The 19,591-nt window shown below is 59.3% G+C and carries 14 protein-coding genes and 1 tRNA gene; 8 read left to right on the forward strand and 7 right to left on the reverse strand.

The window, feature by feature from the left end:
• Positions 1-121: 121 nt before the first annotated feature.
• Positions 122-1,408: an NAD(P)/FAD-dependent oxidoreductase gene (locus EXN68_RS12975; RefSeq protein ID WP_142841181.1), complete on the reverse strand. Its 1,287-nt coding sequence runs from the start codon at positions 1,406-1,408 to the stop codon at positions 122-124.
• 14 nt (positions 1,409-1,422) lie between these two features.
• A complete protein-coding gene (locus EXN68_RS12980) occupies positions 1,423-2,859 on the reverse strand; it encodes a glutamine synthetase family protein (RefSeq protein ID WP_046800620.1) in 1,437 nt (478 codons plus the stop codon).
• A gap of 123 nt (positions 2,860-2,982) precedes the next feature.
• Here EXN68_RS12980 and EXN68_RS12985 point away from each other — a divergent pair, with 123 nt between their 5' ends.
• The gene (locus EXN68_RS12985; protein ID WP_142841183.1) at positions 2,983-4,167 is read left to right on the forward strand and encodes a BaiN/RdsA family NAD(P)/FAD-dependent oxidoreductase; all 1,185 of its coding nucleotides are present in this window, start codon (positions 2,983-2,985) and stop codon (positions 4,165-4,167) included.
• 111 nt (positions 4,168-4,278) lie between these two features.
• Here the strand turns inward: EXN68_RS12985 and EXN68_RS12990 are convergent, their stop codons facing one another.
• A complete protein-coding gene (locus EXN68_RS12990; RefSeq protein WP_142841185.1) occupies positions 4,279-4,626 on the reverse strand; it encodes a hypothetical protein in 348 nt (115 codons plus the stop codon).
• An 85-nt stretch (positions 4,627-4,711) separates the two neighbouring features.
• Between EXN68_RS12990 and EXN68_RS12995 the strand changes: the two genes are divergently transcribed.
• Positions 4,712-5,584, forward strand: a complete 873-nt coding sequence (locus EXN68_RS12995) for a LysR family transcriptional regulator (protein WP_142841187.1) — start codon at positions 4,712-4,714, stop codon at positions 5,582-5,584.
• Positions 5,585-5,599: 15 nt separating this feature from the next.
• Here the strand turns inward: EXN68_RS12995 and EXN68_RS13000 are convergent, their stop codons facing one another.
• Both EXN68_RS13000 and aceA read right to left on the reverse strand, forming a co-directional pair.
• Complete coding sequence (locus EXN68_RS13000) at positions 5,600-5,854, reverse strand: SMc00767 family acetate metabolism repressor (protein WP_046800624.1); 255 nt, start codon at positions 5,852-5,854, stop codon at positions 5,600-5,602.
• 84 nt (positions 5,855-5,938) lie between these two features.
• Positions 5,939-7,228, reverse strand: coding sequence for an isocitrate lyase (gene aceA, locus EXN68_RS13005; protein ID WP_142841188.1), 1,290 nt, complete (start codon positions 7,226-7,228; stop codon positions 5,939-5,941).
• Positions 7,229-7,483: 255 nt separating this feature from the next.
• Here aceA and EXN68_RS13010 point away from each other — a divergent pair, with 255 nt between their 5' ends.
• The 5 genes from EXN68_RS13010 (at position 7,484) to EXN68_RS13030 (ending at position 13,180) form a co-directional block, all read left to right on the forward strand.
• Positions 7,484-8,899 (forward strand): helix-turn-helix domain-containing protein, encoded by a 1,416-nt coding sequence (locus tag EXN68_RS13010; protein WP_142841190.1) that lies wholly within the window; start codon positions 7,484-7,486, stop codon positions 8,897-8,899.
• A 152-nt stretch (positions 8,900-9,051) separates the two neighbouring features.
• The gene (locus EXN68_RS13015) at positions 9,052-10,149 is read left to right on the forward strand and encodes a polyamine ABC transporter substrate-binding protein (protein WP_142841192.1); all 1,098 of its coding nucleotides are present in this window, start codon (positions 9,052-9,054) and stop codon (positions 10,147-10,149) included.
• Between the two features lie 136 nt (positions 10,150-10,285).
• Entirely contained in the window at positions 10,286-11,443 is a 1,158-nt protein-coding gene (locus tag EXN68_RS13020; protein WP_142841194.1) for an ABC transporter ATP-binding protein, read from the forward strand.
• A gap of 11 nt (positions 11,444-11,454) precedes the next feature.
• Positions 11,455-12,363, forward strand: coding sequence for an ABC transporter permease subunit (locus EXN68_RS13025; protein WP_142841196.1), 909 nt, complete (start codon positions 11,455-11,457; stop codon positions 12,361-12,363).
• 4 nt (positions 12,364-12,367) lie between these two features.
• The gene (locus EXN68_RS13030) at positions 12,368-13,180 is read left to right on the forward strand and encodes an ABC transporter permease (protein WP_142841198.1); all 813 of its coding nucleotides are present in this window, start codon (positions 12,368-12,370) and stop codon (positions 13,178-13,180) included.
• Between the two features lie 312 nt (positions 13,181-13,492).
• Here EXN68_RS13030 and EXN68_RS13035 read toward each other — a convergent pair whose 3' ends face one another.
• Together EXN68_RS13035 and EXN68_RS13040 are read right to left on the reverse strand one after the other, a co-directional pair.
• The gene (locus tag EXN68_RS13035) at positions 13,493-15,157 is read right to left on the reverse strand and encodes an ABC transporter permease (RefSeq protein ID WP_161991321.1); all 1,665 of its coding nucleotides are present in this window, start codon (positions 15,155-15,157) and stop codon (positions 13,493-13,495) included.
• A 75-nt stretch (positions 15,158-15,232) separates the two neighbouring features.
• Positions 15,233-18,985 carry an ATP-binding protein gene (locus EXN68_RS13040; protein ID WP_142841199.1) on the reverse strand — a complete coding sequence of 1,251 codons (3,753 nt, stop codon included), beginning with the start codon at positions 18,983-18,985 and terminating at the stop codon, positions 15,233-15,235.
• Between the two features lie 314 nt (positions 18,986-19,299).
• Here EXN68_RS13040 and EXN68_RS13045 point away from each other — a divergent pair.
• A tRNA-His gene (locus tag EXN68_RS13045) sits at positions 19,300-19,376 on the forward strand.
• The last annotated feature ends 215 nt before the right edge of the window (positions 19,377-19,591 follow it).

Raw genomic sequence — 19,591 nt, forward strand, 5'->3', positions numbered from 1 at the left:
CTTCAAGGGTTGGGGCATCAATAATCTAATCGATTTAAAAATGCCAGACTCAGTTATGTGAAATTATGAATTTTGGCTTTTTTCGCCCGTCCTGTTTCGGTAAACGGCTGTAAACATTATCCTAAAACCTGTCTCGCAACGCATACCAGGAAAGCGCCAGGAAAAGCAGCGGCGCGCGCAGTGACGCTCCGCCGGGGAAGGAGGGCACCTTCAGGCGCGCGAAGGGTGCCAGCATGTCCTGTTTGCCGAGTACGAGATCGGCATAGAGCTTGCCGCAATAATTCGACAGCATCACCCCATGACCGGAATAACCGCCGATGGAGGTGACGCCGGGCATGACTTCGCGCACGAACACCTGTCGCGGCAGGGTGATGCCGACGGAGCCACCCCAGGAATGGGTGATGTCGATATTTTTCAGCGCGGGATAGATTTCCGCTATCTGCCGGCGAATATGGGTGGAAATGTCGCGCGGCGTATCGGCCGTATAGGCCTCACGTCCGCCGAACAGCAGACGGTTGTCGGCCGTCTTGCGGAAATAGCGCACCACGAAACGCGAATCCGCCACGGCTTCCCGGCCTGGGATGATGTCGGGAAACGCATCGAGAGGCGCTGTTGCGCCAATGAAGGAGCGGATCGGCATGATATGGGCGGCCGTTACCGGCTCCAGATTGCCGATATAGGCATTGGTCGCGATCAGTACCTTTGTCGCCGTCAGATTGCCGAAGGGTGTTTCGATGATCGTTTTGCCGCCGGACTGGCGGATGGATTTCGCCGGCGTCATTTCATGGACGGCGGCACCCGCAGCTTTCGCCGCCTTCGCCAGCCCGACCAGTAGCTTCAACGGATGGATATGGCCGGTGCCGGTATCGCGCGTGCCGCCGAAATAATGGGTGGAGCCGACACGTTTGCGCGCTTCGCCCCGTTCCATGTAGGAAATATGCGGATAGCCGTAGCGATTGTTCATCGCATCGACGCTTTTGCGATAGTCGTCCTCGTAAGCGGCCTTGTGCGCCACATAAAGCTGTCCCGGCAGATATTCCATGTCGATGCCGCGATTGACGGCGAAGCTGCGCACGTAGTTCTTGGCATCCTCGGCAATATCGAACAGCAGCTTGGATTGCTCAAAGCCGATCTCATGTTCCATCTCGTCGGGAAACGAGCGCTGGCCGGTGCCGAACTGGCCGCCATTGCGGCCGGACGCGCCATCGCCGAACCGATGCGCTTCGATGAGGGCGACGGAGACGCCATTTTCGGCGAGGTTACAGGCGGCCTGAAGACCGGTGTAGCCGCCGCCGATAATCGCGACGTCCACTTCTTTCGATCCGTCGAGAGCGGGATAGTCCGGCCGCTCACCGACGGTTGCCTGATACCAGGAAATTCCGGGCGCAATCGGGCTTTGCCATGTCATGCTTTAACAACCCCTCACACGTTGAGAAGCAGGAATTCCCGCTCCCAGGGGCTGATAACCTGCATGAAGGTCTCGAATTCCCCGCGTTTCAGGCCGGCATAGAGGCCGACAAATTCGTGGCCGAACACCCGGTCGAACTGCTCTTCGCCTTCCAGCAGCGCCACAGCCTCAAGCAGGCCACGCGGCAGGTCGATGGAGCCTTCATTGGCCGTCTCGGCGGTCGGTTCGGTCGGCTCGATATTGTTGACGATGCCAAGCCAGCCGCAGCCGAGTGACGCGGCAAGCGCGAGATAAGGATTGGCGTCGGAACTCGGCAGTCGGTTTTCGACACGGCGCGCCTGCGGGCTGGAAATCGGCACCCGGAAGGCGGTCGTGCGGTTGTCGTAACCCCAGGCATTGTTGACCGGGCAGGCCATGTCTGGCGTCAGGCGACGATAGGAATTCACGTAGGGCGCGAGCATAACCAGTGCATTCGGCACATAACGCTGCATGCCGCCCACGAAGGAGAAGAACTCCTTGGAGGGGCCGCCATCCTTGTTCGAGAAAATATTGCGGCCGCTGTCGATCTCCACCACCGACTGGTGGATATGCATGGCCGAACCCGGCTGGCCCTGCATCGGCTTGGCCATGAAGGTGGCGTAGATGCCGTGCTTCAGCGCCGCCTCGCGGATGGTGCGCTTGAACAGGAATACCTGGTCGGCAAGCTGGATCGGGTCGCCATGGCGCAGGTTGATTTCCAGCTGCGCCGGGCCTTCCTCATGGATCAGCGTGTCGATCTCGAGACCCTGTTTTTCCGAGAAGTGATAGATGTCGTCGATCAGTTCGTCGAACTCGTTGATGCCGGCAATCGAATAGCTCTGCCCGCCGACGATCGACCGGCCGGAGCGCCCCTTCGGCGGATGCAGCGGATAGTCCGGGTCGTCGTTCATGGCGACGAGATAAAATTCGATTTCCGGCGCAACCACCGGCTTCCAGCCCTTTTCGGTATAGAGCGAAAGCACGTTCTTCAAAACGTTGCGCGGCGTGTAGGGAACGAAATTGCCCTCGGCATCCACCACATCGCAGATCACCTGCGCGGTCGGGTCGCTCTCCCACGGCACGACGGACAGGGTGGAAAGATCAGGCACCAGCTTCAGGTCGCTGTCGCGCGGCTCATAACGGAAATTCGCCGTCTCGTCAGGGTATTCGCCTGATATCGTATGGCGATAGAGCGCGGATGGCAGGGCGAGCGATGTGTCACCCGTGAATTTCGCCGTCGGCATCATCTTGCCGCGTGCAACGCCGGCAAGATCGGGCGTGATGCATTCGATATCCTCGATACCGCGCGCCCGCAGCCATTGCGCGGCTTCGCGCCAGGAGGAAACGCCACGGGTTGAGGAAAGGTCGAGGGGAGGTGTCTTTGCCATGGTTGCCTGTTTCTTCGGGCGGAGCATGGTTTTCTTCGGGGGCATGTATCACCGGGTCTGTGTTTCGACTGGCGCCATCATAACCGTAGTTTGGCAATTGGCGAGGGGGAAAGCGCCATTGACAATGGGCGGCACTTCGAAAAGAGGAAAGGAAACGGATCGGATGGAATGATGACAGAGAAATGTGACGTGCTGATTTTGGGGGCGGGCGCCGCCGGCATGATGTGCGCCATCCGCGCCGGTCAGCGCGGCCGCTCCGTCATCATTCTTGACCATGCCAGGGCGCCGGGGGAGAAAATCCGCATCTCCGGCGGCGGCCGCTGCAATTTCACCAATATCCATGCCGGGCCGAAGAATTATCTCTCCGCCAACCCGCATTTCGCCAAATCCGCGCTAGCCCGGTATACGCCGCGCGATTTCATTGCACTGGTGGAAAAACACCGCATCGCCTGGCATGAAAAGACGCTCGGCCAGCTGTTTTGTGATGACAGCGCCAAGGACATTATCCGCATGCTGCTTGGCGAAATGCAGGCGGTGAATGCGAAGCTGCGGCTCGAAACTGCCGTCTCGACCGTTGCCTATGATGGTGGGCGTTTTCGCGTGACCACGTCTGGCGGCGTCATCGAGGCCGAAAGCCTTGTCGTGGCGACAGGCGGCAAGTCGATCCCGAAAATGGGCGCGACGGGTTTTGCCTATCAGATCGCCGAACAATTCGGCCTCAAACTCATCGAAACGCGTCCCGGCCTGGTGCCGCTGACGCTCGATCCCGCAGCGCTTGAAAGGCTGAGCCCGCTTGCCGGTGTCGCGGTTCCAGCTGAAATTTCGCACGGCAAGACGGCTTTCAACGAAGCACTGCTGTTCACCCATCGCGGTTTGAGTGGTCCCTCGATCCTGCAAATTTCCTCCTATTGGCGGGAGGGTGATGTCATCCGTCTGAAACTGGAGCCGGGGCGCGATATTGTTGCGTTGCTGAAAGAGGCTAAACAGAAGAACGGCCGTCAGTCCGCGCAAACTGCTCTCGCAGAAATCCTGCCGAAACGGCTCGCTCAGCATGTGGTCGAACAATCCGGCCTGATCGGCAATCTCGCCGATATGTCCGAAAAGGCTCTTACAAAGCTGGCCGCACAGGTGCAGGACTGGCAGATCAAGCCTGCCGGTTCGGAAGGTTATCGCACGGCGGAAGTCACGCTCGGCGGTGTGGACACGACCGGCCTCGATTCCCGTAGCATGGCGGCGAAATCGGTCGCCGGCCTCTATTTCATCGGCGAATGTGTTGATGTTACCGGTTGGCTCGGCGGTTATAATTTCCAGTGGGCCTGGGCCTCCGGGCAGGCGGCGGGCGAATTCGCCTGAAACCGCGCCCATTAACACCTTGTTAATGGACACCGAGTCATCCTGAGTGAATGCCAGCAAAGCCGGGTTACTCAAGTGATCCCGCTATACATGAAGTCATGCTGGAGGCTCTTAACAGGGCATGGGTCGGTTGAGTTTTTCGTCAGGAGCCCGCGCATGAACAGATCCGCACATCGCCGCCCTCGCGCCATTGCCATCGCCCGCGCCGAAAGCGAGAGCCGGCAGCTGGCTCTTCGACTGACCGTCATCGCCGCCGGCGCTATCGCGACCCTGATCGCCCTCTTTTACTGATCGGCGGCCCTTCGCCTTCATCAAGCCGAAAAGAGCGCTGAAAAACCGCGATGGGCGCGATGCCTGCGCCATATCGGCATAAAATTTCTCTTCCTGCTGAATGACCTCGCGCCGTGTGCGCGGCTGCTGGTTTTCGATGATGGCCCGGGCTGCAAAAATCGCGTGCATGTCACTCTCCTCGTAATGCGGAGGGCCATGATGCGCGCCGTTTTTTGATTTATCTGCGCAAGAAAATGCGCTACGTTTTTCACCAATGAAAAACGTCACATGGGATTCCTATCAGCTTTTCCTTAATGTGTCACGCAGCGGCGGTCTGACGGGTGCCGCTGCGCTGACGGGTTTGAGCCCGGCAACCGTCGGGCGGCGCATGGTCGAGCTGGAGGAGCGCATTGGCAAGGCCCTGTTCCAGCGCAGCCAGACGGGATACGCCCTGACGGCGGATGGCCGCGCATTGTTCGACCGGCTTCAGGCAATGGAGCATGCAGCGAAGGACATCGAAGGATGGCAGAAGGCGTCATCGGCCTCTTCCGTCGTGCGCATTGCCGTTGGCACCTGGAACGCCTGGCTGCTGACCGGGAACTTCTCCGCCATCTGTACGGATCGTGATGATTTCCGCATCGATCTCTTCATTGCGGAACAGAGGGCGTCCCTGGCCCATCGCGAAAACGACATCGGTATCCGCGCTTTCGAGCCGCAGGAAAAGAACCTTGCCGCCATCAAGACGGGGGAGGTGGCCTATGCGCCCTACAGATTGCGCAACGCAACTGCATCGGTTGCCGACCGCTTATTGGCAGTGACGGACGAAAACGCCATTTCCGCCTATCTGCGCTGGCCGCACGAAAACCGTAGTGGTGATATCGTGGTAACGGTGAACCGGCCAACCGCGCTTCTTGATCTGGTGCTATCAGGGGCAGGCGTCGCCGTTCTCCCCTGTTTCGTCGGCGATGCGGATGCACGGCTCACACGCGAGGGCGGCGAGATCGAACCTCTCCGCCATAATCAGTGGATCGTCATGAACAATGACGATCGCCACCGCCGCGATATACGGACGGTGGCGGACCGGATGACCCGTCTGATCAAGGGGCATTCCGATTTATATGCCGGACGCAAGAGTCGTCCGGCGTAAAGGGGTGGGGCCGTTTCAGGCCGCAGCGCCCTGCGCGACGATGACCGGGATCAGCAGATCGCCCCAGTTGCCGCCGCCGCCATGGTGGCGGGCCGAGCGGACCAGCTCGACGGAAACACCCGCCTCAACGGCTTTCATGACGGCCTGGTTAAGGCGGTGCAGATCATTGGCCAGCATGCGGATGGCGGCTTGCTGATCCTGCGTCATGGCGGAGGACTGCTCCTCGGCGCGTTCCTTGACGTGGGTCTTGATGGGGTTGTGGGCATTCATGGCATTTCTCCTCTCTTTATTGGTCGGGGTTCTTGATCCGGTTTGCAAGCCCTTCCCGAAATCGGAAAGGGCCGTTTTACCTGTTTATTCAGCCGCCGGGCGGAACTGGTCGTGCTCGGTGGATTCCTTCATGGCGGTGGTCGAAGACGTGCCGCCCGAGATCGCCAGTGACACGGCGTCGAAATAGCCGGTGCCAACTTCGCGCTGGTGCTTGGTGGCGGTGTAACCGTTAACCTCGGCTGCGAATTCCGCTTCCTGAAGCTCGGAATAGGCGGCCATCTGTCGGTCCTTGTAACCGCGCGCCAGTTCGAACATGCCGAAATTTAGCTGGTGGAAGCCGGCAAGCGTGATGAACTGGAACTTGTAGCCCATCGCGCCCAGCTCACGCTGGAACTTGGCAATCGTTGCGTCGTCGAGGTTCTTTTTCCAGTTGAACGACGGCGAGCAATTATAAGCGAGCTTCTTGCCGGGATGCACCTTGTGCACGCCTTCCGCAAACCTGCGCGCCTGTTCGAGATCCGGCTTGGATGTCTCGCACCAGATCAGATCGCAATAGGGCGCATAGGCAACAGCGCGGGCAATGCAGGGTTCAAGACCGTTCTTAACCTGATAGAAGCCCTCGACGGTGCGGCCGGCATCGTAATCCACGAAGGGCTGGTCGCGCTCGTCGATATCCGAGGTCAGAAGCTTGGCTGCCTCCGCATCCGTGCGGGCGATGACCAGCGTCGGCACACCCATGACATCAGCCGCAAGCCGTGCCGCCGTCAGGTTGCGGATATGCGCCGCCGTCGGGATCAGAACCTTGCCGCCGAGATGGCCGCACTTCTTTTCCGATGCCAGCTGGTCTTCATAGTGAACACCGGCCGCACCCGCCTCGATAAAGGCCTTCATGATCTCGAAGGCGTTTAGTGGCCCGCCGAAACCGGCCTCCGCATCGGCAACGATGGGCGCGAACCAGGTATCGACCGAAAGGCCCTTGCCTTCCGCGGTCTCGATCTGGTCGGCGCGCTGCAAGGTGCGGTTGATGCGCTTGGCGAGCTCCGGCGCCGCATTGGCCGGATAAAGCGACTGGTCCGGATACATGGCCGACGCCGTGTTGGCATCGGCCGCGACCTGCCAGCCGGAAAGATAAATCGCCTTCAGCCCGGCGCGAACCATCTGCATGGCCTGGTTGCCGGAGAGCGCGCCGAGCGCATTGACGAAACTCTCTTCGTTGATCAGCGTCCACAGCCGGTTCGCCCCCATCTCGGCCAGCGAATGGCGGATTTCGACGGAGCCGCGCAGCCGCTCCACGTCGGCAGCGGTGTAAGTGCGCTCAATGCCGTCAAAACGCCCCTGCGGTGCGCCCGGAACAAGCTTGTAAAAATCCGTCATACTTCTCTCTCCCATGACAAATGCAGTTTCGGAAACGGCTTGCTTTCGATTTCATGAGCGCCGTTCGATGTGACTACATTTACATTTTTCCAGATTTGCGCGCCAGAACAAACATAAAAACAGTGACTTGAAAGAGGTTATCCTGTAGGATGCATGACAGGGTGGAGCTGTAAAATTGTAAATTTTGTAAAAGACTTTAAGTCGACGATTTTGTAACAGGCTTGTATGAGTTGACGTGGATGGAGGGGCGACACTGTGTCGGAAAACAAGATTTTTGCTGGCCCACGCGTGCGCCGCATACGCAATGGTCTCGCGCTGACGCAGACCGCCATGGCCGAGGCGCTGGCGATCTCGCCGTCCTATCTCAATCTCATCGAGCGCAACCAGCGGCCGCTCACCGTGCAGCTGCTGCTGAAACTCGCCTCCGTTTACAAGGTCGATCTGGATGACCTGCAAGGCGAAAGCGCCGGTTCCGCCGGGCAGCTGCGCGAGGTTTTTGCCGATCCGTTGCTTGCGGGCGAGGTACCGTCGCCGCAGGAACTGATCGAAGTCGCCGATGCTGCGCCCAATGCCGCAAGCGGTGTCCTCAAGCTTTACCGGGCCTATCGGGAGCAGGCGCAACGCCTTTCCGACCTCTCCGATCTCCTGGCGCGCGAGGGGCATGAGACGGCGCTTTCCTCCACCCGCCTGCCGATCGATGAAGTACGGCACGTCTTTGAAAACCGGCCGGCCTATTTCCACACCATCGATGCGTCGGCGGAAGAACTCCACAAACAATTGTCATCAGGCGATGATCTCGCCTCCGGTCTGCGCGCATGGCTCCAGAAAAACCACGGCATCGTCGTCAGAACCCTGCCGGTCCATGCCATGCCCAATCTGCGGCGGCGTTACGATCGCCATTCCATGCGGCTGTTTTTATCCGAGCGCCTGTCGCAGCCGGATCAGCTGAGGGAAATGGCTATGGAGACCTGTCTTCTGGCGCTTCGCGAAGAGATCGGTGCGGAATTGGAGGCGCTTGGCCTGAAGGGCGAGGAAGCGCGGCGCATCGCCCGTTTTGAACTGGCGCGTTATGCCGCCCATGCGCTGATGATGCCCTATGGTGCATTCCTTGCCGCCGCCCAGCGCGCAAAATATGACCTTGAGGTTTTGCGATCGCGCTTCAATGTGTCGTTTGAACAGGCTGCCAACCGCCTCGTCAGCCTGCAACGACCGACGGCTGCGGCAATTCCGTTTTTCCTGATGGAGATAGACAATGCCGGCAACAGGTTCCGCCTCGCAGGCGCCGGCGGTTTTCCAAGGGCGCGTTTCGGTGGGCTCTGTCCACGGCTCAATATCCATGCAGCCTTCGCCCAGCCGGGGCAGGTGCTGGTGGAAGCGGTGGAAATGCCTGATGGTGACGCCTTTCTCACTGTTTCGCGCACACTCGAAGGCCCGCAGGCGGGTTTTGGCGAAAGGGTAAGGCGCACGGCCGTGCTGGTCGGCTGCGATCTCGCTCAGGCGGGAGAGACGGTCTATGGTCCCGCCGCCTCGGGTGCTGCGCCTGTCACCGTCGGTCCCTCCTGCCGGCTGTGCGAAAGGCAGGGCTGTCTGTCGCGGGCCGAAGCACCGCTGACGCGGCCCCTGGGGCTGGATGAAATGGTCACCGGTCTCAGTGTTTTCGACTTCCAGTAGGTGTTTCCATTCGCTTTTTTGTGACCGGAAAACATTCGGTTGAAAATGCTGTGCTGCACATTTCCCGCTTGCTCCCTTTTGTTTTCCTTTCTAGTCTCTCCAAAAAAAGGGGATCACGCTCCCACCGTGAGGATGCGTTAACAGGAGACATCATGAAAAACCGTTCTCTCCGCCTGACCTTGGCTCTCACCACCGCGCTCGTTGCAGCAGGCTCGGCAATGGCCCAGGAGAAGGTCGTCCACGTCTATAACTGGTCGGATTATATCGACGAATCAGTGCTTGCCGATTTCACCAAGGAAACCGGTATCAAGGTTGTCTATGACGTGTTCGACAGCAACGAGCTTGTGGAAACCAAGCTTCTGGCCGGCAGCTCCGGTTATGACGTCGTGGTGCCAACCGGCCCCTTCCTCGCCCGTCAGATCAATGCCGGCGTGTTCCAGAAGCTCGACAAGTCCAAGTTGCCGAATCTGAAGAACATGTGGCCTGAGGTCTCCGAGCGCCTGGCGAAATACGACCCCGGCAACGAATATGCCGTGAACTACATGTGGGGCACCACCGGCATCGGTTATAACGTCGCCAAGGTGAAGGCTGCTCTCGGCGATGTGCCTGTTGATAGCTGGGATGTTCTCTTCAAGCCGGAAAATGCCGAAAAGCTGAAATCCTGCGGCATCAATATTCTCGATGCGTCGGATGAAACCTTCGCCATTGCCATGAATTATCTCGGCAAGAACCCGGACAGCAAGGAAACGGCCGATCTGGAAGCGGGCGGCGAGGTCTACTCGAAGATCCGCCCCTATGTGAAGACGTTTAATTCCTCCGCCTATATCGATGAACTCGCGAATGGCGACAGCTGCATCACCATCGGCTGGTCGGGCGATATCCTGCAGGCGAAAAGCCGCGCGGAAGAAGCCAAGAACGGCGTTGAGGTGAATTACGTCATCCCGAAGGAAGGCACCTATATGTGGTTCGACAACCTTGCCATCCCGGCGGATGCCAAGAATGTCGAGGAAGCGCATGCCTTCATCAACTATCTGATGCGGCCGGAAGTCATCGCCAAGGCGTCGAACTACGTTCAATACGCCAATGGCAATCTCGCCTCGCAGGCGCTGATGGATGAGTCGGTTTCGAAAAATCCTGCGGTCTATCCCGATGCCGAGACGATGAAGAAGCTCTTCACCATCTCGCCTTACGGACCGAAGGAACAGCGTGTGCTGAACCGCGTCTGGACGCAGATAAAGACCGGCAGCTGACATTTCCGTCCGCTGGTTGAGGAACGGCCGGCGGGCCTGTTTCTCTGATAGCTTTGCCGGCAGGTCACCTTACCTGCCGGCGCTGCCCGCCCCGAAGCATCGATCGAAAGACCAACGGGATTTGAGGGTAGGGTGAATGGCGAAAACTCTGGGGCCGGTCAAACGCAAATTCAGCCCGTGGGACAACCCCGATGCGGTTCCCTTCATCCGTTTTGAAAATGTCACCAAGCGTTTCGGCGATTTTGTCGCCGTCAACAATCTGACGCTCGACATTTACGAGCGCGAGTTCTTCTCGCTGCTTGGTCCCTCTGGCTGCGGCAAGACCACGCTGATGCGCATGCTGGCCGGTTTCGAAGAGCCGACCGAGGGCCGCATCCTGTTGCAGGGCAAGGATATTTCCGGAGTCCCGCCCTATAAGCGTCCCACCAACATGATGTTCCAGTCCTATGCGCTTTTCCCGCATATGTCGGTGGAAAAGAACATCGCCTTCGGTCTCGAACAGGACGGTTTGCCGAAAGCGGAAATCGCTTCGCGCGTCGAGGAAATGCTGCGGCTCGTCAAACTTACGGAATTTGCCAAACGTAAGCCCAGCCAGCTTTCCGGCGGCCAGCGGCAGCGCGTGGCGCTCGCCCGTTCGCTCGCCAAGCGGCCGAAGGTGCTGTTGCTGGATGAGCCACTCGGCGCGCTCGACAAGAAGCTGCGCGAGGAAACCCAATTCGAGCTGATGGACATTCAGACCAATCTCGGCCTCACCTTCCTGATCGTTACCCACGATCAGGAAGAGGCGATGACGGTGTCGGACCGCATCGCCGTCATGGACAAGGGCATCGTTGTGCAGGTGGCGACGCCTGCCGAGATTTACGAGGCGCCGAACAGCCGCTACGTGGCTGACTTCATCGGCGACATCAATATTTTCGACGCCAATGTCGTTGCCAATGCCTCCGATATCGGCAAACCGGGTCTGGTGACGCTCGATTGCGACGGGCTGAAAGTGGCGGTGGAGCAGGAATGCGCGGCGGCGACCGGCAGTCAGGTGGCTTATGCCATCCGCCCGGAAAAGGTCCGCATCTCGCTGGATGAGCCGGCAGACAGCTCCGTCAATTCCGCCTATGGCGAGGTCTGGGATATTGGTTATCTCGGTGACTTCTCGGTCTTCATCGTCAAGCTCGCCGATGGCCGTGTCCTCCGTGCGGCGCAGGCGAATGTGTCCCGTCTCGTTGATCGTCCGATCACCTTCGGCGACATGGTGTGGTTGAACTGGAAATCGGATTCAGGTCTTGTCCTGACGCGCTGAGGGAGGCTTTCATGGCGATCACCACTCCCGAGAACCGGCAAAGCCCCTGGCGCTGGCTGGTCGTTGCGGTTCCCTATTTCTGGCTGCTGCTGTTCTTCGCAGCGCCGTTTTTCATCATCTTCAAGATTTCGCTGTCGGATACGGCCATATCCATGCCGCCCTACACGCCGGTCTTCGAAGGCTTTTCGAAGCTCGGCGCGTTCTTCTCGCAGCTGGATTTCGAGAATTACCTGTTCCTGACGGAAGACCCGCTCTACATCGACGCCTATCTGTCGTCGCTGCGCATCGCCTTCATCTCCACCTGCCTGCTGCTGCTCATCGGTTATCCCATGGCGCTGGCCATGGCGCGCGCGCCTTCAGCCGTACGGCCGACACTGGTGATGCTGGTGATCCTGCCGTTCTGGACCTCGTTCCTGATCCGCGTTTACGCCTGGATCGGCATTCTGAAACCGGAGGGCCTGCTGACGGTGCTGTTCCAGTCGATCGGTCTTCTGGGGCCTGACCAGCAGGTCAACATCTTCCGCACCGAGACGGCGATCTTCATCGGCATCGTTTATTCCTATCTGCCCTTCATGGTACTGCCGCTCTATTCGGCGCTGGAAAAACTCGACAATACGCTTCTTGAAGCGGCCGCCGATCTTGGCTGCCCGCCATGGAAGGCCTTCTGGAAGATCACTTTCCCGCTGTCGCTGCCGGGCGTGGTTGCCGGGTCGATGATCTGCTTCATCCCGATAACAGGCGAATTCGTCATTCCCGATCTGCTCGGCGGCGCGCAGACATTGATGATCGGCAAGACGCTGTGGACGGAATTCTTCGGCAACCGCGACTGGCCCTTGGCATCGGCGGTGGCCGTGTTGCTCCTGCTGTTGCTGGTGGTGCCGATTGCCATCTTCCAGAACCAGCAGAAGAAGGTGGGGTGAGGCCATGAAGCGCGGAAAATTCGACATCACCGTCCTCACCCTCGGTTTTGCCTTTCTCTATATCCCGATCATCATCCTGATCGTTTATTCCTTCAACGCCTCCAAACTGGTGACGGTCTGGGGCGGCTTCTCGCTGCAATGGTACAGGTCCATGTGGTCGAACCAGGGGCTGATGGATGCCGCCTGGGTGACGCTGCGTGTCGGTATCTTAAGCGCCACCATCGGCACCATCCTCGGAACACTGGCGGCCCTGTCGCTTACCCATTTTGCCCGCTTCCCGGGACGCGTGCTGTTTTCCGGCATGATCTATGCGCCGCTCGTCATGCCTGAAGTCATTACCGGCCTGTCGCTGCTGCTTTTGTTCGTGGCCGTCGGGGTGGATCGTGGTTTCTGGACGGTGGTCATCGCCCACACCACCTTCACCATGTGTTATGTGGCAATCGTCGTGCAGTCACGCCTGCTCACCTTCGACCGCAGTCTTGAGGAAGCCGCACTTGATCTTGGCTGCCCGCCGGTGAAGACTTTCTTCCGCATCACCCTGCCATTGATCTTCCCCGCCGTCATCGCCGGCTGGATGCTGGCGTTTACGCTGTCGCTCGACGATCTGGTGATCGCCAGCTTCGCCACAGGCCCTGGCGCAACCACGTTGCCGATCAAGATTTACTCGCAGGTGCGTCTCGGGGTGACGCCGGAAATCAATGCCATCTGCACGATCCTCATCGGCCTTGTGACGATCGGTGTCATCGTCACCTCCATCACGTCCAAACGCACCGAACTGCAGCGGATGCGGGACGAGCACGCCGCCGCCCGCAACTGATTATCGGCTCTGTTTCGATTTCCTCACGTTACTGTTGAAATCGCAATAAAATTAGAAACCTATAATTTAGTTTTGGGACTTTACGGTCTCAAAATAGGAATTATCGTCGGTAATTGCTCGATTTTGGTTTTAACCGCTTGTTAATAGGAGTTGGCGGAAAGTAAACCTAACGCAGGGCTGTCAAATTTCTGACGGCCGGGATTGATAATTTCCATATGGCGAGGTTGTCCCCCTTTCTCTCGTTAAAAAAAGCACAACTAATACAGGCGGCCGAAAGGCCGCCTTTCTTTTTGCCGAGAGACCAGGCGCGGCTCAGCTGTTTTCCGGATGATCCATGGATTTCGAGACGAGAAGCACGGGAATAAGCCCGGCGATGATGATGATGATCGCCGGCACGGCGGCATCCTGCACCCTGGAGCGGGATGCATCCTCATAGACCAGTGTGGCAAGCGTGTTGAAACCGAAAGGCCTGAGCAGGATGGTCGCCGGTAGTTCCTTCATGGATTCGATCAGCACGAGCAGAAAAGCAGTCAGAGCCGCCGGCCGCATGTTCGGCAGCAGCACCTTGAACAGCGTTTGTAAACGATTGCGCCCAAGCGTTCGCGAGGCCATGTCGATATGCGGCGAGAGCTTCTGGAAACCGGCATCGAGCGTGCCTTCCGCCATGGTCATGAAGCGCACGCTATGGGCATAGATGATGGCGAAGGCGGTGCCGGAAAGCAGCAACCCGCTTGAAAACCCGAAATGCGACCGAATGAACCCGTCGACGCCATTGTCGAGGCCGGCGAGCGGAATAAGCACGCCGATGGCAAGCACCGTTCCCGGCACGCCATATCCCATGGAACCGAGGCGGGCGGCGACCTTTGACGTGCGCGAGCGCTCGGTTCGAATGGCGTAGGAGAAGATGAAAGCCGCGATCAGGGTCACGAAAGCGGCGGAGAGGGAGACCTCGAGACTGTGGCCCAGCGCTTTCAGAAGTTTCGGCGCAAACAGCGCATCGAGCCGCTTGGTGGCGTAACCCCCAAGCACGATGACGGGAATGAAAAACCCGCTTGCCACCGGCAGGAAACAGAACAGGCTCGCACACCAGCGCCGCCAGCCGGTCAACATCTTCAGCCGGTGGCGCTGCGCCATACTCGTCGCTTTCGGCGCACCGAAACGCTGTTTCTCACGCGCATTGCGTTCGATGAAGATCAGCGCGCCAACGATGATGAGGATGACGGCGGCGATCTGCGTCGCATTGGCAAGATTGCCGCGATTGAGCCAGGTCTCGTAAATGGTGAAGGTCAGCGTCTGGACACCGAGATATTCGACTGCACCGATATCGTTCAGCGTCTCCATCAAGACGAGCGAAAGCCCGATGGCAATCGCCGGCCGCGCCATCGGCAACTGCACGGAAAAGAACACGCTGAGCGGCTTTGCGCCAAGCGTGCGGGCCGCCTCCGCCGCAAACCGGCCCTGCATGGAAAAGGCGGCGCGGGCCGAAAGATAGACATAGGGGTAAAGCACCGAACTCAGGACGATCACCGCGCCGCCAAGCGAGCGGATGTCGGGAAACCAGTAATCGCGGATGCTGTGATAGTCGAAGGCGGCGCGAATAGCGCTCTGCACCGGGCCGGTGAAATCGAGGAACTCGCCGAAGGCATAGGCGGCGAGATAAGAGGGAATGGCGAGCGGCAGCACGAGTGCCGCAGACAACAGACGCCGCAGCGGAAATTCGAATGTCGTGACGAGCCAGGCGCAGGCAATGCCGAAAAACGCCGTCGTCGCGGCCGTCATCCCCAGCAACATGAATGTGCGAAACCCCGCACGCGGCAGAACATTGGCGAGAAGATGCTGCCATCCTTCCGTGCTGCCGGTGAGCGCCAGCCAGAAGATCGCCAGAATGGGCATGGCGGCAATGGCCGCGACGATGACCGCCGCGACAGGCAGTATTGAAACACGTCTTGTGGCTGGAAGGGAAACCGTCATGGGCATGCGGGCCTGTCTTGCGAAAGCCTTGATCGGCGATCATTACGCCGGTGGCTTTCGCATTGCTACGCCCGCATGACCTCAGTTGGCAAGAACCCGTTGCGACGGAAAGGTGATTTCCACCAGCGTGCCTTCATTCGGCGTCGAGGTGATGGAGAAATTTGCGCGGTTGGCATCCACCATCGCCTTCGTCAGTGGCAGGCCAAGCCCGGTGCCGTCGCCGCGTACGCGCTTGCTGGATGAGGCCACCTGCCGGAATGGCTTCATGGCCTGTTCCAGCTCCGCCCGCGTCATGCCGATGCCGGTGTCGCGGATGCGCAGCGAGACGCTGCCATTCGCCTCATAGGCCGTAGACACCACGATCTGGCCGCCGGAAGGCGTGAAGCGGATGGCGTTGGACAGGATATTCAGCACGATCTGCTTGATCGAGCGCAGGTCGGCAACGATCTGCGGCACGGATTGCGACAGTGCGGTGCGGATGATGACACGCTGATTGTTGGCCTGCGGCTGCACCAGCGAGACGGCTTCGGCCACCGTTTCGTTCAGCGGCACGGCGATGAAATCCACATCCATCTGCCCGGCTTCGATCTTGGAAATGTCGAGCAGATCATTGACGATGTCGAGCACATGCCGGCCGGAACGGCCGATATCATTGGAATATTCCGCATAACGCGGATGGCCGATCGGCCCGAACCGTTCGGTCGCCATCATGTCGGCAAAACCGATAATGGCGTTGAGCGGTGTGCGGATTTCATGGCTGACGCGGGCCAGGAAATCGGTCTTGTGGGCATTGGCGGTTTCCGCCGCGCGCTTGGCGTTGCGGAGTTCCTCTTCCGTGCGCTTCCACTGGGTGATGTCGCGAATGACTGCGCAATAGCCATGCGAGGATTTAAGCCGCCCGATGGTCATGAACAGCGGCAGGAACCCGCCGGATGCTTCGCGGCCGATCACCTCGCGGCCATCATTCAACACGCTGGCCACACCGTTATTGGCAAGGCCGGAGAGATAATCCAGCACGGCGCGCTGGCTCTCATGCGCAAACAGGGTGACGAAGGGTTTTCCGGCGATTTCGCCATTGTCATAGTTGAACAGCGCGCTGGCGGAACGGTTGAGCGAGCGGATTTCACCGCTGTCTCCCAGCAACACCACGCCGTCGGTAGCGGTTTCCAGAATGGAATGCAGTTCCTCGACTTCACCCTGCAACACGGAAACGCTGCCGGCTTCTGCACCCGCTGTCGCTGCCGTATTTTCGTTGGCTGCCGCAACAGGTGTCTGTTTTTCCTCCAGCGGAACCAGCGACAGCATCAGCGCCTTGGTTTCTTCCCAGCGGATGGACTGTAACCGCGCCTTGACCGGAATGATGTCGTTTTCGGCACTGACCACGACCATGCCGCCCTCATTGTCAGGCATCTCGTCCAGCTCCTGCCGCTGCAGCAGCGCTTCCAGCCCGCCAACGTCCTGAAGCTCCTCAAGCGAGGTGTAGCCCGTCAGTCGCAGGAAATCCGGGTTGGCGTGGATCAGCCTGTCGCCGGCATGGACAAGAAGCGCCACCGGCATCTGATCCAGCGTCTCGGCCGTCAGTATGCCGGCGGGGCGAGGGGGAGGGCTGACCATCGCAGCGGCAATATCAGCCGCCGGCTGCAGGTCCGTTGGGGTGTCTCCCTTTTCGCCGGTGTCTATTTCAGTCGCCGGTGTCGGGGCAGCCGCCGGCCGCTCACCGAGAACATAGTCAGCGAAAAGGTCGTCCTCTTCCGCCATTTCGGTTGCCTTGGCAGCCTCTTGAACATTCTGCGTTTCGTCCACCGGGATTTCCGGCGTGATATCTTCGCGGCTATACTGTGGAGCCGGCTCGGCGGAATGCACCTCTTCGTCCGCTTTGCGGCTCTCGTCCGCAAGCGCGTCGATGGGCGCAAGTGTCCGGCCGATTTCCCGGAAGGCGGCCTGTTCGCCTGCGGTCAGACCCTCGCGGGAGCGTGAGCGGCGCTCTTCCAGATGAACGACCTTGTCGGAATAGGAAGGCTCGGCGTCCGGAGCGGGTACCGGCGCTTCGAATTCCGCCTGGCTGTCATCGTGACGCTGGTCTTCGTTCGTCACCTCGCCGGTGGTGTCGCCAGATTCGGTCGGGGTCTCATCGTCACCGGCGGAAACGGCTTCGTCTTCGGCAACGTCATCCTCATCGATAAACGCCAGCAATTCGTGGCTTTCATCCTCGGCATCCGGTTGTGGCGAAGTCTCGGTCGGAAAAACCTCTTCCCCTTCCAGGAAGGTCAGGCCGGTGGCATGTGGATCTTGCGCGGCATCGGCAAGCCGCACGATGCCGAAACCACGGAAACCGTCGAATTCGCGCGAGCGCGTATAGGTGGGCAGGGCGGCGAGGTCGATTGGCACCATCAGGGAAGTGCCTTCCACCGGCCAATAAATCGTCTTGCCCGACCATGTGTCGCGACGGCTAAGAAGTTCGCGAATCTTGCCATCCGGATCAAGGTTGAAAAGTGCGGCCACATCGGCAAAGCCCATGCCCTCGACAGCCGCCGCCTTTGCGCCGACAGCTTCTGCGAATTCATGCGAAATCGAGCTGAAGCGTCCTTCAGCATCGATTTTCCAGACGAAACGGGAGGCGCGCGCGCCGGCATTAAAAACAAAAGCCGGTGCTGCGTCTGCGGCTTCCGTTTCCGCCGGAATCTCCTCTGCCGCCGGCGCAGCTGCCTGCGCAGTCACGGTTTCGGTGATCTCTTCCGCTGGTACGTTTTCAGCGTCTGCCAATGTCTCTTCAGCATGGTCGTGACCGGCGGCACGGTCGATTACCTGCGCCTCTGCCTCATCCGCATCGAGTTCGAAGAGATCGGCAATATCGTCGGTCATGGCCTCATGCGCGGCCGCATCGGCATCTTCGACAGGAATATCCAGCGGGGCCTCGGCCTGCTCTTCTGCCGGCAAGGGAAGGGCATCCAGTTCCTGTTCCGTCACAATCTCGTCTTCGCCATCGACGGGCAGTTCCGGCACGTCCTCCACATCCTCGATACCGGCAACGGCATCAAGCACGGAATCAAAGGAGGCTGCTTCTGCGACAACAGGTGCGGCCTCCGCAACTGGCAAATCTGGCTGAACGGCAGCCGGGGTTTCCTGCGGCCTGTCTTCAGCAAACCCATTGACAGGATCGAGCGTACCAAGCGCGGTCTCGACCACGAACATCAGGTTGAGTTCGGGCGACGCCGTGATCTGGCCGGTAGCCGCCGGCAGATAACCCTTGCCTGTTGGCACGGGACGCTTGACGAGATGACCGGACTGGCCCGCGGCCATGCGCACCAGCGTCCTTGCCGTATGCGGCGTAATACCCAGTGACGAGAAGCGCGGCGAAGCAGCTATAATCTCGTTCTCGCCATTCAGAACCGCCATATGAATATCGGGGTCGTCAAAACCTTCGATCATGCGCCGGGCGCATTCCGCCGTGTCAGGTGCGGTTTGATCGGTAAGGGCGGAAAACAGTATTGCGGGCTGGCCCGGTTCTGCTTCAATGATTTCCGCCTTGGCGGTCACGGCAATGCTGCGGAAACCGGCATTGATGCGGATGGTAAACGGCAGGCTGTCGCCTGCCCGGGAAAGCCGCGCCGCCGTTGCCGCCAGCTGCCGGAAGGTCACATCCTGCCGCTTCGGCCCCTGTTCCAGAAAATCGTAAACCATCGGCGTGCCGAACAAAGCCGCACCCCGGCCGTTGGCCCAAAGGGCACTCTGAAGGTCGAGCGAGAACAAAGCCATCGCCTCGCCGCGCCCGAAACCTTCACGCACCCGTTCATGCACTGCTATATCGATAAAGGGATACTGGACGGCGGGCATGTCGAAACCTATTCTGGCACTACCGGACCTTGCGGGCTTTTCAGCCTCCTCATGAAGCTGAAAGGTAAACCCGCTATGGCACCACGTTAACAGAATTTTAAATAACTTCACAGGCCGGCGGGGTCCACCATCCGGTGGATGAATCGCCAAACAGAGTTAACATGAACAGGCCTCGCCTTCGCCCGTTATCCGTCTCGGCGCAATGAAAGCGCTTGCCTTTCGATGCCTTTTTTCGCAAAATTCACTGAGGCACTTGCAAATGGGGGAAACACCTTTTATGTCACCCCCCGTGACGCCGCTTCGGCGTTTCATGTGCGGTTGTAGCTCAGTTGGTTAGAGCGCAGGTTTGTGGCACCTGAGGTCGGTGGTTCGACCCCACTCAACCGTACCATTCCCTTCTCCCGATAAGTTCAAATGCTACAAGGACTTACCGGGAGATGGGAGTAATTTTTCTCCCAGTCTGATATCCCGGTTTTGAAAGTCGCCGAAAATAATCACAGCGATTGTGGCCGTCGCGCCCGCCTTTTTTGTCGCATGTGAACCCTTGCCGTTTTCGGTGCGGGAAAAACCATTTGGCTAAAATCTCTTGCACTGGTATTGTCTGCC

Source organism: Martinezella rhizogenes (genome assembly GCF_007002745.1).
Classification (GTDB): Bacteria; Pseudomonadota; Alphaproteobacteria; order Rhizobiales; family Rhizobiaceae; genus Agrobacterium; species Agrobacterium cucumeris.

What these genes read in the sequence shown, in the direction of transcription:
- EXN68_RS12975 (WP_142841181.1), bottom strand. Translation starts at nt 1,408, where the DNA reads ATGACATGGCAAAGCCCGATTGCGCCCGGAATTTCCTGGTATCAGGCA.
- EXN68_RS12980 (WP_046800620.1), bottom strand. Translation starts at nt 2,859, where the DNA reads ATGCCCCCGAAGAAAACCATGCTCCGCCCGAAGAAACAGGCAACCATG.
- EXN68_RS12985 (WP_142841183.1), top strand. Translation starts at nt 2,983, where the DNA reads ATGATGACAGAGAAATGTGACGTGCTGATTTTGGGGGCGGGCGCCGCC.
- EXN68_RS12990 (WP_142841185.1), bottom strand. Translation starts at nt 4,626, where the DNA reads ATGCACGCGATTTTTGCAGCCCGGGCCATCATCGAAAACCAGCAGCCG.
- EXN68_RS12995 (WP_142841187.1), top strand. Translation starts at nt 4,712, where the DNA reads ATGAAAAACGTCACATGGGATTCCTATCAGCTTTTCCTTAATGTGTCA.
- EXN68_RS13000 (WP_046800624.1), bottom strand. Translation starts at nt 5,854, where the DNA reads ATGAATGCCCACAACCCCATCAAGACCCACGTCAAGGAACGCGCCGAG.
- aceA (WP_142841188.1), bottom strand. Translation starts at nt 7,228, where the DNA reads ATGACGGATTTTTACAAGCTTGTTCCGGGCGCACCGCAGGGGCGTTTT.
- EXN68_RS13015 (WP_142841192.1), top strand. Translation starts at nt 9,052, where the DNA reads ATGAAAAACCGTTCTCTCCGCCTGACCTTGGCTCTCACCACCGCGCTC.
- EXN68_RS13020 (WP_142841194.1), top strand. Translation starts at nt 10,286, where the DNA reads ATGGCGAAAACTCTGGGGCCGGTCAAACGCAAATTCAGCCCGTGGGAC.
- EXN68_RS13025 (WP_142841196.1), top strand. Translation starts at nt 11,455, where the DNA reads ATGGCGATCACCACTCCCGAGAACCGGCAAAGCCCCTGGCGCTGGCTG.
- EXN68_RS13030 (WP_142841198.1), top strand. Translation starts at nt 12,368, where the DNA reads ATGAAGCGCGGAAAATTCGACATCACCGTCCTCACCCTCGGTTTTGCC.
- EXN68_RS13035 (WP_161991321.1), bottom strand. Translation starts at nt 15,157, where the DNA reads ATGCCCATGACGGTTTCCCTTCCAGCCACAAGACGTGTTTCAATACTG.
- EXN68_RS13040 (WP_142841199.1), bottom strand. Translation starts at nt 18,985, where the DNA reads ATGCCCGCCGTCCAGTATCCCTTTATCGATATAGCAGTGCATGAACGG.